This is a genomic window from Streptomyces radicis (assembly GCF_003626575.1).
Taxonomy (GTDB): domain Bacteria; phylum Actinomycetota; class Actinomycetes; order Streptomycetales; family Streptomycetaceae; genus Streptomyces; species Streptomyces radicis.
The window spans coordinates 166,830-179,198 of sequence record NZ_RBDY01000007.1 but is presented as its reverse complement, the minus strand read 5'-3'; the positions used below and the strand labels follow the sequence as shown (position 1 = coordinate 179,198).

17 protein-coding genes are annotated in these 12,369 nt (G+C 71.4%); 4 read left to right on the top strand and 13 right to left on the bottom strand.

Annotated features, from left to right (window positions below; translation table 11 throughout):
• Positions 1 to 66: 66 nt before the first annotated feature.
• Both D7318_RS12920 and D7318_RS12915 read right to left on the bottom strand, forming a co-directional pair.
• The gene (locus D7318_RS12920) at positions 67 to 774 is read right to left on the bottom strand and encodes an HAD family hydrolase (RefSeq protein ID WP_120697072.1); all 708 of its coding nucleotides are present in this window, start codon (positions 772 to 774) and stop codon (positions 67 to 69) included.
• Entirely contained in the window at positions 775 to 1,641 is an 867-nt protein-coding gene (locus D7318_RS12915) for a winged helix-turn-helix domain-containing protein (RefSeq protein WP_230423686.1), read from the bottom strand.
• Between the two features lie 155 nt (positions 1,642 to 1,796).
• On the opposite strand from D7318_RS12915, the gene D7318_RS12910 reads away from it, so the two are divergent.
• Positions 1,797 to 1,982 (top strand): hypothetical protein, encoded by a 186-nt coding sequence (locus D7318_RS12910; RefSeq protein WP_113687337.1) that lies wholly within the window; start codon positions 1,797 to 1,799, stop codon positions 1,980 to 1,982.
• 104 nt (positions 1,983 to 2,086) lie between these two features.
• Here D7318_RS12910 and D7318_RS12905 read toward each other — a convergent pair whose 3' ends face one another.
• The 4 genes from D7318_RS12905 to D7318_RS12890 all read right to left on the bottom strand — a co-directional run bounded on the left by D7318_RS12905 (position 2,087) and on the right by D7318_RS12890 (position 5,150).
• Complete coding sequence (locus tag D7318_RS12905; RefSeq protein WP_120697071.1) at positions 2,087 to 3,334, bottom strand: GNAT family N-acetyltransferase; 1,248 nt, start codon at positions 3,332 to 3,334, stop codon at positions 2,087 to 2,089.
• A 61-nt stretch (positions 3,335 to 3,395) separates the two neighbouring features.
• The gene (locus D7318_RS12900) at positions 3,396 to 3,620 is read right to left on the bottom strand and encodes a hypothetical protein (RefSeq protein ID WP_147437676.1); all 225 of its coding nucleotides are present in this window, start codon (positions 3,618 to 3,620) and stop codon (positions 3,396 to 3,398) included.
• A gap of 99 nt (positions 3,621 to 3,719) precedes the next feature.
• On the bottom strand, positions 3,720 to 4,607 hold the full coding sequence (locus D7318_RS12895) for an asparaginase (RefSeq protein WP_120697069.1): 888 nt from the start codon (positions 4,605 to 4,607) through the stop codon (positions 3,720 to 3,722).
• Positions 4,608 to 4,625: 18 nt separating this feature from the next.
• Positions 4,626 to 5,150: an RsiG family protein gene (locus D7318_RS12890; protein ID WP_120697068.1), complete on the bottom strand. Its 525-nt coding sequence runs from the start codon at positions 5,148 to 5,150 to the stop codon at positions 4,626 to 4,628.
• Positions 5,151 to 5,305: 155 nt separating this feature from the next.
• Here D7318_RS12890 and dtd point away from each other — a divergent pair, with 155 nt between their 5' ends.
• Entirely contained in the window at positions 5,306 to 5,731 is a 426-nt protein-coding gene (gene dtd, locus D7318_RS12885; protein WP_120697151.1) for a D-aminoacyl-tRNA deacylase, read from the top strand.
• Between the two features lie 44 nt (positions 5,732 to 5,775).
• Here the strand turns inward: dtd and ygfZ are convergent, their stop codons facing one another.
• Together ygfZ and D7318_RS12875 are read right to left on the bottom strand one after the other, a co-directional pair.
• Positions 5,776 to 6,750 carry a CAF17-like 4Fe-4S cluster assembly/insertion protein YgfZ gene (gene ygfZ / locus D7318_RS12880; RefSeq protein ID WP_120697067.1) on the bottom strand — a complete coding sequence of 325 codons (975 nt, stop codon included), beginning with the start codon at positions 6,748 to 6,750 and terminating at the stop codon, positions 5,776 to 5,778.
• Positions 6,751 to 6,759: 9 nt separating this feature from the next.
• Positions 6,760 to 7,209: a Fur family transcriptional regulator gene (locus D7318_RS12875; protein ID WP_120697066.1), complete on the bottom strand. Its 450-nt coding sequence runs from the start codon at positions 7,207 to 7,209 to the stop codon at positions 6,760 to 6,762.
• Positions 7,210 to 7,432: 223 nt separating this feature from the next.
• On the opposite strand from D7318_RS12875, the gene D7318_RS12870 reads away from it, so the two are divergent.
• Entirely contained in the window at positions 7,433 to 8,188 is a 756-nt protein-coding gene (locus D7318_RS12870; RefSeq protein ID WP_120697150.1) for an SDR family oxidoreductase, read from the top strand.
• Between the two features lie 410 nt (positions 8,189 to 8,598).
• Here the strand turns inward: D7318_RS12870 and D7318_RS12865 are convergent, their stop codons facing one another.
• On the bottom strand, positions 8,599 to 9,153 hold the full coding sequence (locus D7318_RS12865; protein WP_120697065.1) for an FABP family protein: 555 nt from the start codon (positions 9,151 to 9,153) through the stop codon (positions 8,599 to 8,601).
• 410 nt (positions 9,154 to 9,563) lie between these two features.
• On the opposite strand from D7318_RS12865, the gene D7318_RS12860 reads away from it, so the two are divergent.
• Positions 9,564 to 9,926, top strand: a complete 363-nt coding sequence (locus D7318_RS12860) for a DsrE family protein (protein ID WP_120697064.1) — start codon at positions 9,564 to 9,566, stop codon at positions 9,924 to 9,926.
• Between the two features lie 130 nt (positions 9,927 to 10,056).
• Here the strand turns inward: D7318_RS12860 and D7318_RS12855 are convergent, their stop codons facing one another.
• From D7318_RS12855 to D7318_RS12845, 4 genes are all read right to left on the bottom strand, one after another.
• Complete coding sequence (locus D7318_RS12855; RefSeq protein WP_120697063.1) at positions 10,057 to 10,344, bottom strand: DUF1416 domain-containing protein; 288 nt, start codon at positions 10,342 to 10,344, stop codon at positions 10,057 to 10,059.
• Between the two features lie 56 nt (positions 10,345 to 10,400).
• On the bottom strand, positions 10,401 to 11,240 hold the full coding sequence (locus tag D7318_RS12850; RefSeq protein ID WP_120697062.1) for a sulfurtransferase: 840 nt from the start codon (positions 11,238 to 11,240) through the stop codon (positions 10,401 to 10,403).
• Between the two features lie 113 nt (positions 11,241 to 11,353).
• Positions 11,354 to 11,452 (bottom strand): putative leader peptide, encoded by a 99-nt coding sequence (locus D7318_RS34945; RefSeq protein WP_369008271.1) that lies wholly within the window; start codon positions 11,450 to 11,452, stop codon positions 11,354 to 11,356.
• 104 nt (positions 11,453 to 11,556) lie between these two features.
• Complete coding sequence (locus D7318_RS12845; RefSeq protein ID WP_120697061.1) at positions 11,557 to 12,276, bottom strand: LmeA family phospholipid-binding protein; 720 nt, start codon at positions 12,274 to 12,276, stop codon at positions 11,557 to 11,559.
• Positions 12,277 to 12,369: the final 93 nt, after the last annotated feature.

The window sequence follows — 12,369 nt, the reverse complement described above, 5'->3', positions numbered from 1 at the left end:
CCTTCCGGCGGCGAGTGGGTGGTGAGTAGCGACACGGTACGCCGCGGGCGAGCCGATTCCGATGGCTCAAAAGGGTGCGTCTGGACCGAATGTGGGGGTGATCAGCGCGGTGAGCACGTGCTCGAGAGAGCGCACCACATGACGCGCGCCCGCCCCCCGCAACGCCTCGGCACCGGCGCCGTCGTCCGCGTACCCCAGGAACGGTACGCCCGCCGCCTCCGCCGCCCGCAGGTCGGACACGCTGTCGCCGATCATCAACGCCCGCTCGGGCCGCGTCCGCGCCGAGGCCAACGCCCGGTGCAGGGAGTCGGGGTGGGGCTTGAGCAGGGCGATGTCCGCCGTCCTGCCGTGCACCCGGCCGCCCACATAGCCGGAGAGCTGCTGGCGGTCGAGGTAATGCTGGGCCGCCAGGGGGGAGTTGTTCGTGGCGATGGCCACCTGTCTGCCGCGCGTGGAGAGCGCGGCGATCAGCGTGGCCGCGTACGGTGTGGGCCGCGCGCTCGCGGCCGCGGTGATCTCCTCACGCGTCAGGGCCGCCTCGAACCGCTCCACGACTCCTGGCCCCGGCCGTTGACCCGCGATCCCGCGCAGCACACTGTGCGGATCGGGCGAGGCGCGTAAATCGGCCGAGAGCAACGCCGAGAGCGACAGCTCCGCGGCGAGCTCGCGCAGCAGTCGCGCGATGGATTCCGCGGTGTGCACGGCGAAGAGGCGACAGACGGGACCGTCGAAGTCGAAGAGAACACACTCCGCATCACTGATGAGTTCCCTCATCTAACCGAGTGTGAGCGGTTGGGCAAGCGTTGACCAGAGGGACTCGAACCACTGGTGTGACTCCTCCACAAAGGCGGTGTCGGAGGAGGAGCGGAATACCTTTGAGTTCAGCCCGAGCACGTCGTAGATCTCGAGCTGCTCCTCCTGGTACTCCACGGTGCGCGGCAGAACCTGGTAATAGGCCGTCAGCACCTCGAAGCCGTTGAGCAGATAGACCTTTTGCACCGGTGTGATCGGGACACTGCGGATTTCCACGCTCACCTTGGGGACAAGACCCATCTCCGCGAGCGATGTCAGCTGGTGGCGCAGGGACGTGGAGAAGGTGCGCGTGAGCTGTCTGAGGCGGGCGAGCGGGCGCCGGTCGGCAGGGTCGGAAATCAGGCGTGGATATGCCAGTGGCTCATCCGGATTGGGGAGCATCACCCGAATGGAGATGGACTCGGGCGTCAGTTCGCCGGTGGAGATGGCGATCAACGGGGCGGCGAGCGCGGCGTTGAGTGTTTCCGTGGTGAGGCAGAACGCGTCGATGGAGATGTCGTCGGCCTGGAACGCCAGCGCGATGCGGTCGGCCACCTCGACGCCGGCGGGGCGTGGGCTGTCCTCGGCGGGAGAGCTGACGACGGCGGGCGCCCCGCGCCCTCGGGCGCTGATGTAGCCCTCGCGCTCCAGGACGGACAGCGCCTGCCGGACCGTCGTCCGGTTCACGCCGAACTCCTCGACCAGAGCGCGCTGCGTGGGCAATCGGGCGTGCCGCGGCAGCTCTCCCGAGCGTATGCGGTCACGCAGGACACCGGCGAGGTGGTCGGGAGAGACCAGGTCATCGGCGTGCTGCGGGCTGTCGCCGTCCGGGGCCGTCTCCTGACTCACGGCTCACCACCATACAACTTTCGGACAGATCCGGAACGTTCATATGAGGACGTTTCCGAGTGCCCGCCAACTGGGGAAAACAAGCGTATAGTTGGTGGACAACTTAGCCAACTATAGGGAAGTTCGGCGTACTTGACGTGATGTGAGGAGGAGTCATGCTTGTCACCACCATCGCCGTGGCTGCCTTCGGCATCGCGGTGGAACGGATGGTAGAGATTCAGTTCGGTCTGCCGGGCCTGATCGGCCTGATGATCCTGCGGACGGGGGTGCGCACGCGCAACTACACCTGCGTCTGCGTCGGCTCGACAGTGTTGGTGACACTGTTGGTCGGAAACCTCTGAAAGACGTTCGCCCCTGAACGGACGCGCCGCCGGCTCCGATCACCTCAGGTCTCGGAGCCGGGCGGGTTTCCGGTCAGCGGTCCGGCGTGCGTCCGGTCGGAAAATCAGAAGATGTCGGGGCACCAAGGGCGGCGGCTCGTGCGGAAGAGGAGATCCGCGCGGGCCGCCGCCCCCGGCGTTTCCTCGTCCACCAGGCCCCCGGCCACGAGCCGCGCGGCCGACTCCTCGCCCAGCGAGAGCCGGGCCAACGTCCCCGCGTCGAGCGTCAGATCGGCGGCCCGCGCCGTCGCCGCTACGGTGGCGCCCTCGGGCGAGGCGTCGAGCAGGAAACGGCCATGGGCCAGGCCCGCGGGATCCGTCACCTCGATGACCAGCCGCCCCGCGGTGGCATAGCCCCGCTCGCCCAGCAGCCCCGGCACGTCGAGCGGGCGCAGCCACAGGAAGTCGCCGTACTCCTTGACCAGCGCGGCGCGCGGGTCGGGCAGCAGCAGCGGCAGGATCGAGTCGGTCGGCGCCCGACCGGTGTCCACGGCCGCCACCCAGTCGATGGCCAGCAGGAAGCGCCACAGGGCGCTCTCGGCGGCGGGCGTCGTGGCGAACAACGACGAGACGGTCGCCGTCACCTCGGGCAGACCGGCCTCCCATGTGTCATCGGTGGTGAAGGTGACAAGGCCCTGCGGCACCCCAGCGGCGTCCCGGTACAGCGCGTGGAACGGCTCCCGCCAGGGCCCGGGGTCGAGCCTGACCTCGCCGGTGGCCCGCTCCCAGAACAGCGGCGGGCGATGGATCGCCCCCGCCTGCCCCTTCCGGAAACGATCGTGCAGCTCTGGCCCGAGCTTGCGCACCTCGGCCCCGTCGATGAACGCCAGGGTGCCCTCGCCCTCGGGCAGCGACCAGCGGGGGTCGAGGCCCGCGCGGCTCTTCAGGATCCGCCACTGGGTGAACCCGGCGGCGGGGCCGAAGCCGAACCGCCCATAGATCCCGAACTCGGCGGCGACCAGCGTGGCCACCGCGTGCCCGCGCTCCTTCGCGGCGGCCAGGTCCCGCGCCATCATCCGGCTGAGCAGCCCACGCCGCCGGTGCGTCGCGGTGACGGTCACCCCGGAGACGGCGTTCGCCGTGGTGAGCGCCCCGCCGGGGAGGGTCAGCTCCTGGTCGAAGCTGCGGAACGTCGCCACGCAACGGTCCCCGTCGAACGCGCCGATCGCCCGCTCGAAGTCCTGCTTGGCCAGACGCAGCTCCATCGTCTCGGCCAAGCTGTCCGGGGGATGGAGAAAGCCGGTGAAAACGGCCCGGAGCCATGCCTCGGAATCGACGCGACTCCCGGCCACAGAACGTATGTGCGGATGCATGTCCGCAGGCTACGGGCTTCCCCCGGTGGCAAGCCATGCCATTTCGCCCATCCCGCCCCCCTCACCCCCGACGGCCCGACAGCGCGGCCGTGACCTCCTGCTGATGGCTGTCGATCGTCCGCCGCAGCTCCGCGATCGACTCCCTGAGCTGCGCGATGTCCGTGTCGAGCGCCTCGAGCCGCCCGTGCACCCGGTCGAAGCCCGCGCCCGTCCCCGCGGTCCCGCCCCCGGACACCCCCGTCTCCCCCGTCTTCTCCGTCTCCTTCATCTCTTCTGTCTGTGTCACTTCCCTGCTCACCCCCTCAGCGTACGAAGCCGCCCATAAGGTCCGCGTGTGGACGCGATCGAATCCCGGGGCCGCGGCGTTCGCCGGGGGCGCCGCGTTTCAGATGACCGCGCGAACCTCGCCCACGCGTCGGCCGCCGCCGTATATGGCCTCATCGGGAAGGCCGTCGGCGCGGACGCCGAGGCTCGCGAGGGCGGCCGCCACGACCGGGACCCTGGCCCGTGGCGCGCCGTCGTCGATCTTGAGGGCGAGCGCCCGCCCGTCCGGCAGCGCCACCGCCTGCACGCCCTCGGCCCCGCCCTTGGCCAGCAGCCCGGGCACCTCGGTCATCAGCAGCGTGTCCGGGCGGCCCGTGCCCGCCACATACGCGGGGTGCGCGCGCATCGCGTCCGCCACACGCCGCTCCGCGCTGCCCGGCTCGGCCAGCACGAACGCCCGGAACGCCCGCGCGAGCCCCGTGAGCGACAGCGCGAACAGGGGCGCGCCACAGCCGTCCACGCCGGTGTGCGCGACCGTCTCCCCCGTGGCCGCCTCGACCGCCTCCCGCAGCGCGACCTGGAGCGGGTGCCCGGGGTCGGGGTAGCTGTCCACGGGCCAGCCGTTGACCACGCAGGCCGCGAGCATCCCCGCGTGCTTGCCCGAGCAGTTCATCGCGGTGGGCGTCGGGTCGGGCGGGCAGCGCAGCGCCTCCTCCGTCAGCCCGCGTTCGGCCAGCATCTCGGTCACCAGCTCGCGGTGGAAGTCCTCGCCCGCGTGGCTCCCCGCCGCGATCGCCAGCCTGGCCCCCGACAGGTCGAGCCCGGTCCTCAGCATCCCGGCCGCCTGCATCGGCTTGTTGCTCGAGCGCGGGAAGACCGGCGACTCCACGTCGCCCAGGGCCCGTTCCACCGAGCCGTCGGCCGCGAGCACCACGAGCGAGCCATGGTGCCGCCCCTCGACGAAGCCCGAACGGACCACCTCCGCGAGCACGGGCGAGGGGACGGACATGACGCACCAGCCTTTCGGTCAGGACAGCAGGTCGTCGACCTGCGCCTCGCCCTCACGGTACCTGCGGGCGATCTCGGCCCCGCAGTCGTCCGCCCTCCGGTGCAGCGCCTGCCGCCGCCGCGAGACCCGCGCCTCCCACCGGGCGAGCCGCCCCAGCGCGTCCATCAGCTCGTCGTCGTCGAGCGCCGTCAGGTCCGACAGCTCGACCTCGCCCAGCATCTCCTCGGTCAGCTGCCGGTACTCCTCGCTCAGCGGCGTGCCCAACGTCACATGCCGCGCCGACGAGCGGTGCCGCGAGGGGCCGTCGGCCAGGATGCGCGGCAGCTGGTCGAGCGGTCCCGGCTCCTGTGTGACGCGCCTGCGCCGCTCGGCCTCGAGGATGTCGATGCGCCCCTGCAACAGCCGCCGCACAAAGCTCAGATCGGCCTCCTCGCGCTGCGCCGCGCGGCGCAGCATGCGCAGCTCGGGCAGGGAGAGCTCGGCCAGCTCGGGCCGCGTGGCGTCCCACGGAGCGCTGCGCGTACCGGAACCCGGTGTGATCATGCGGTTTTAGTCCCCTCGTCCCCGTTTCGGTGCGGTAGCGCGGTACGTACCCCGTGCCACGCATCGTGTCACCGCGCGCCGGGCCACCGCAGCGATCCGGCACCCATCCGGCGGGCGCGCGCGGCGCGCACGAACGTTCCGGCATCATGGCCCGCATGCGAGCTGTGGTGCAGCGGGTGGACGGCGCGGCCGTCGAGGTGGACGGCGAGACCGTCGGTGAGATCGTGGGCCAGGGCCTGTGTGTGCTGGTGGGCGCCACCCATGGGGACACCGGGGAAACGGCCGCCGCGCTCGCCCGCAAGCTGTGGACCCTGCGGGTGCTCGACGGCGAGAAATCGTGCTCGGACGTCAACGCGCCGCTTCTCATCGTCTCCCAGTTCACTCTCTACGGTGACGCCCGAAAGGGGCGCCGCCCCACGTGGAGCGCCGCCGCGCCGGGCGAAGTCGCCGAGCCGCTCGTGGAGTTGGTGGTCGAGCGGCTGCGGGATCTCGGCGCCACGGTAGAGACGGGCCGCTTCGGCGCGTCGATGCGCGTCTCGCTGACCAACGATGGGCCGTTCACCGTTCTCCTGGAGATCTGAGCCGGGCGTCAGGGCCGGGATCCGCCCCGTGGATCTCAGCGGCGTCAGGCCGCGACGATGACCTCCTGCGCCGCCGGGGTGCCCCCGGCCAGCAGCCCGGCGTCCTCGGGGACGTTCCGCTTGACGAGGGCGAGCGCGATCGGGCCCAGCTCGTGGTGGCGGGCCGACGTGGTGACGAAGCCGAGCACGCGGCCGTCGCCGCCTTCGGCGGCCAGCCGCACCTCGGCGCCGTGCTCGGGCAGCGTGACCTCGCTGCCGTCCAGGTGCAGAAAGACCAGGCGGCGCGGCGGACGGCCGAGGTTCTGCACACGGGCCACCGTCTCCTGGCCCCGGTAGCAGCCCTTCTGGAGGTGCACCGCGGAGTCGAGCCAGCCCAGCTCGTGCGGGATCGTGCGGTGGTCGGTCTCCCGGCCGAGCCGGGGCCGGTGCGCCTCGACGCGCAGCGCCTCGTACGCCAGCACGCCGATGGCCGGGTCGCCGCCCCCGGCGAACGCGGCCAGCTCGCCGCGCGGCACGAAGAGGTCGCGGCCGTGCGGCGTCTCGCGCACCACCGTCCCTTCGGGCGCGGGCCTGATCGACCCCGCGGGCAGGTGCACCACGGCGAACTCGCCCGTGCGGTCCGCGACATCGACCCGGTAGAAGAATTTCATGCTCTCCAGGTACGCGATCAGGGACTCCGCCTGCCCCGGCTCGGTGTGCAGCCACACCGTCCCGCCGTCGTCCACGAGGTAGAGCGCGTGCTCGATGTGGCCCTTGGCGGAGAGGATCAACGCCTCGGTGGCGTGCCCGGGGGCCAGCTCGGAGACGTGCTGGGTGAGCAGCAGATGCAGCCAGGAGAGCCGGTCGGGGCCCGAGACCGTCACGACCTCGCGGTGCGACAGGTCGACGAAGCCCTCCCCTGCGGCAAGCGCCCGTTGCTCCTTGAAGAGGTCCCCGTAGTGCGCGGCGACCCCGGCGTCCGGGGCATCGGCGGCGACGGCTCCTGGCAGGGAGAGCAGTGGGCTCGCATACGACGGCATACCGCCAGCCTACGACTCGTCGGCGGAACCCCGGTCGGGGACGGCGGCGGAGCAGTCCCCGCAGCGGCCGAAGATGGCGAAGTGCCGCAGGTCGGTCTCGAAGCCGAAGCGGCGGCGCAGCTCGTCGGCGAACGGCGCGGCCACCTCGAGGTCCGCCTCGATCACCGCCTCGCAGTCCCGGCACATCAGGTGCAGATGGTCGTGCCGCTCGGCCAGGTGGTACGTCGGGGCGCCGTGGCCCAGGTGCGTGTGCGACACCAGGCCGAGCTCCTCCAGGAGCTCCAACGTGCGGTAGACCGTCGAGATGTTCACCCCGCCCGCGGTCCTGCGGACCTCGGTGAGGATGTCCTCGGGCGTGGAGTGGTCGAGCTTCTCGACAGCCTCGAGCACCAGCTGCCGCTGAGGCGTCAGGCGATAGCCGCGGTTCCGCAGGTCGGTCTGCCAGTCAGTGCTCACCACGTGGCCCAGTGTAAGAGCAGACGAAGGGCACGGACCCCGCCCGAGGGGACGCGACGGGGTCCGTGCGAGGAGGCAAGCCCCATCCTGGGGCCTCGGGTGTCAAAGCGCCGTAAGTGCCGCCGTGGGCGCGAGCCTCGCCGCGCGGCGTCCCCTGTGAGTCGCCAGGGAGGCCGCTGGGAGGATGGACGCCGTCGGGGACGGGCGTGCGGAAGGGAGCGACGCGATGGATCTGGGACTCGCGGATCGGGTCTATGTGGTGACGGGCGGCAGCGGGGGGCTCGGACTGGCAACGGCCCGCGCGTTGGTGGACGAGGGGGCGCGCGTGGTGATCTCGTCGCGCCATGAGGAGAAGGTGACCTCGGCGGTCGCCCAACTCGGCGGCGCGGACCGGGCGATCGGCACAGCGGCGGACCTCGGGGCGCCCGACACGGCCGAACGGCTGGTGGAGACGGCGCTTTCGGGCTTCGGCCGCCTCGACGGCGGGCTGCTCTCGGTGGGCGGACCCCCGTCGGGCTCGGTCGCCGCGGCGACGGACGAGCAGTGGCGGGCGGCGTTCGAAACGGTCTTCCTCGGCGCGGTGCGCGCCGCCCGCACGCTGGTCGGCAGGCTCGGCGACGGGGGCGCGGTCGGCCTGGTGCTCTCGAGCTCGGCCCGTTCCCCGATCCGGGGCCTCGGCATCTCCAACGGCCTGCGCCCCGGGCTCGCGATGGCGGCCAAGGACCTGGCCGACGAGGTGGGCCCGCGCGGCGTGCGGGTCTTCGGGCTGCTGCCGGGGCGGGTGCTGACCGACCGCACCAGGGAGCTCGACGCTTCGAGCGACGAGGAGACGCGCGCCCGCACGCTCGCGTCGATCCCGCTGGGACGCTACGGGCGGCCGGAGGAGTTCGGCGGGGTGGCGGCGTTCCTGCTCTCGCCCGCGGCGAGCTATGTCACCGGCACGCTGATCCCGGTCGACGGCGGGGCGCTCCGCACGCTGTGACCCTCCGGGGGACCGACGTTGTGGCTGGCCACGGTTTGCATGGTGCGGTTGTTCGGGGGGCCGGTGAGATTTCCGCTGCGCGGAGCCGCGCCGCTGGCCCGTCGCCGGGTTGTCCGCTGCGCGGGGGCTGCTGCGTTGTAACGGGGTTGTGCCGGGCCGTGGTTGGCGGCTGGGGTCGGTGAAGTTTCCGCTGCGCGGGGCTGCTGTGCCGTGACGGTGCGGCGCTGCGTGGCGTTGGCCGGTTGCCGGGCTGCGCCCGGCGTTGCTTCGGTGACCTGCGGTGGGTCCGCTTCTCGCTGCGCGGGGGTGGCTGTGCCGCTGGGCGGCCTATGGCTGCTGCGCCGGGTGGCGTTGGCCGGTTGCCGGGTTTCCCGCTGCGCGGGGCTGCTGAGCCACAGCGGCAGCGTGGGTCAGCGGAAGAATGCGATTCCGTCGTCGGGTAGGTCCTTGAGGTCGGCGACCCACTCCCTGGGGTCCACCGTCTTCTTCAGGTGCGCCGACATGTAGGGCTTGAGCGGCGTCGACGGTGTCGCCTTCTCGCCGACCCACAGCAGGTCGCCGTTCACATAGCCGTAGAGCCGCTTGCCGCCGGAGTAGGGGGCCGAGCGCTGGGTGCGCGCCACCGCGTCCGTGACCAGGTCGATCTGCGGCTTGCCCTCGGCCAGCTCGCCGTACCAGACCTCGGCCACGCCGTCGTCGCGGATCATGACGGCCTCGACCTGGCGCTCGCTGAGGCGCCAGAAGCCGTGCTCGGACTCGAGCGGGCGCTGCCGCTGTCCCTCGGCGTCGAGCACCCAGGTGCGCGACGCGTACGCGAGGAAGTCGCGGCCGTCGTGGGTGAACGACGCCTCCTGCCCGAAGTTGCACGACGTGTCGAGCTCGGCCACGCCCGCGCCCTGCCACGTGCCGAGCAGCCAGGCCAGCGGAACGAGGTCGGGGTGCAGGTCGGAGGGGATCTCGATCATCTCAGCGCTGCCCCTGGTAGAGCTTCATCACGACCAGCGCGGCAAAGGCCCCGCTGCCCAGGACGACCAGCGCCATCAAGGTGATGAAGAACGCTTCGAGCACAGTGTTGCTCCTCCCGGAGACGGCTTGAGATGTGAAATCGGACCCGGCCGAGTCTAGTCCTCGGCATTGCGGGCATCTGACTGAGGGGGACGTCCGGAGGCGGGGCTTCCGGGCGGCCTTGACCGTTTTGTGATCACTGCGACTGAACGCGTTTGGGCCAGGATGCGTCTAAGCGCGTGGAAAGGGTGTGATCATGAGTTGTCCGAACTGTGGTGGGATGATGCACCAGGGCCCGCGAGGCGACTGGGTCTGCGGCACCTGCGGTACCACGCGGTAGCAGCGTTGCCCCGCTGACTACGGTTGTGCCATGTCCCACAAGCTTGTCATCAAGGTCACGGCGGGGGCCGACGCCCCCGAGAGGTGCTCGCAGGCGTTCACGGTGGCGGCCGTCGCCGTCGCCGGTGGCGTGGAGGTCTCGCTCTGGCTCACCGGGGAGTCCGCGTGGTTCGCGCTCCCGGGGAGGGCCGCCGAGTTCCAGCTGCCGCACGCGGCACCGCTGCCCGACCTGATCGACGGAATCATGACCGGGGGGCAGCTCACGCTGTGCACACAGTGTGCCGCCCGGCGGGGGATCGAGGAGGAGGACGTCATCGACGGCGTGCGCATCGCCGGGGCCCAGGTCTTCGTGAGCGAGATCATGCCCGACGGCGTACAGGCGCTCGTCTACTGAACCGACCGGACCACCGACCACCTGTCACGAGATCACCACGCGCAACGGGGTCCAGCGAAGGGGCCGTGCTCCCCTGCCCGGGGAGCACGGCCCTTGACGCGTGCCCGACGCGTGTTCGGCACGGCGCCGTTCAGACGGCGATCGTGACCTCGGTCAGCCCGCCGTGCCGCGCGACCACCGTGCGGTCGGCGGTCGCGCCGGGCACCAGGGCCCGCACCGTCCAGGTGCCCTCGGCCGCGTAGAAGCGGAACTGCCCGGTCGCCGAGGTCGGCACCTCGGCGGTGAACTCCCCTGTGCTGTCCAGCAGTCGGACATAGCCCGTGGCGGGCTCGCCGTCCCGGGTCACCGCGCCCTGGATCGTCGTCTCGCCCTGCTTGATCGAGGCGGCGTCAGGACCGCCCGGCTTCGCTCCGCACATGGCGCGTTCCTCTCCTTCGTGGCCTGGGTCGGCCGTTGTGACCGTTGTGGCCGCGGCTACTTGGCCGGGCCGGTCTCGACGGGCACGCCCACCAGGGAGCCGTACTCCGTCCACGAGCCGTCGTAGTTCTTGACGTTGTCCACGCCGAGCAGCTCGTGCAGCACGAACCACGAGTGCGCGGAGCGCTCGCCGATGCGGCAGTAGGCGATGGTGTCCTTCGACAGGTCCACGCCCTCGCCCTGGTACAGCTCGGTCAGCTCCTCGTCGGAACGGAACGTCCCGTCGTCGTTGGCCGACTTGGACCAGGGGATGTTGCGGGCGCTCGGGATGTGCCCGCCGACCTGCGACTGCTCCTGCGGCAGGTGCGCCGGGGCCAGGAGCTTGCCGCTGAACTCGTCGGGGGAGCGCACGTCGACCAGGTTCTGGGTGCCGATCGCGGCCACGACCTCGTCGCGGAACGCCCGGATCGACAGGTCCTGCGGCTGCGCCGTGTACTGCGTGGCGGCGCGCGTGGGGACCTCCTCGACCAGCTCGCGGGCGTCCAGCTCCCACTTCTTGCGGCCACCGTCGAGCAGGCGGACGTCGCCGTGGCCGTACAGCTTGAAGTACCAGTAGGCGTAGGCGGCGAACCAGTTGTTGTTGCCGCCGTACAGCACGACGGTGTCGTCGTTGCCGATGCCCTTCTCCGAGAGCAGCTTCTCGAAGCCTGCCTGGTCGACGAAGTCGCGGCGGACCGGGTCCTGCAACTCCTTCTTCCAGTCGATGCGAACGGCGTTCTTGATGTGGTTCTTGTCGTAGGCGCTCGTGTCCTCGTCGACCTCCACGATGACGACACCGGCGTCATCGAGGTGCTCCTGGACCCAGTCGGCGTCCACCAGGACGTCACTGCGGCTCATGCTCTTTCTCCTTCGGCGATCGGGCAGGGTGGTGGGACGCCCGGAGGCGCGTGGGCGTTCCGTTACGGAGAGTGCGCGCGCGGCGTCGGCGCGCGGAAGATGAGGCGTGGTCGTCAGCCGACGCGGGGACAGAGCATGGCGGCAACGCGGCACAGGTCGACCGCCCGCCGCTTCGTGAGTCCCCCGGTCGGGGTGCCCGCAGCCTGTCGCATCATGAGCGCGATCGTACGGAAATGGGCACGCCCGTGTCACCGGCCGCCCGCATGGTGAGATGTTGTTGTCCGTTATCCGAGATGAGCCCTCGTGGGGGCGGCCGTCAGCCGACCGAGACCTGGCTCCCGGAGATCGTCAGCGCGAGCCCTTCCTCGGTCGGGGTCAGCGAGTCGAGCTCGAGCCCTTCGGGCAGGCCGCTGATGGTGCGCTCCTGGTCGAGCTGCTCCTGGACCGCCTCCTGGAGCTCGGGGCGCCCGGTGTCGGGGATGTCCGCCTCGTCGACGCTCAGGGTGACCACGCCGTCCTCGAGCACGATGTCGCCCGGGGCCTCGCCCACGTCGACGTTCTGCCCCATGACGCTCGCCTGGAGCGTCAGCAGCAGCCGCCCGTCGCCCGCGTACCCGAACTCCACGGCGAAGCCGTTCCCGGCGACCGCGAGCAGCTCCCCGTAGGCCCGGCTCAGCTCCTCGTACGAGACCACGCCCCCGCCGTCGGCCGTCTCGGCGGTGGCGCCCGAGAAGTCGCCCGACACCTCGACGTTCCGCAGCTCGACCTCGAGGTCCTCGACGGTCAGCGTCTGGTCGTCCACGGACGCCTCGTAGGAGTCGAGGCCGAGGTCGACGTGGTCGAGGCGGGTGTTGAACACCTGCGTGAGGAAGGGGAAGCCCTGGATCGTGACGTCGGGCTCGGCGGAGAGGTCGAGCGTGCTGCGCGCCCGCGACGCCACTTCGTTCTGCGCCACCCACACGGCGACCCGGTCGGCGGCGATGCCGAGAAGCAGCAGGACGCCGACGACGATCAGGCTTATTCGCAGTGCGCGCATCGGGTGTGTTCCCCCTGTGTGGTCAAGAAAAGCGTCGCGAGCGTAACCCGCTGTACGGCGCCGCCGCCCGCCGGGGGCGCGCTTGCAGCAGGC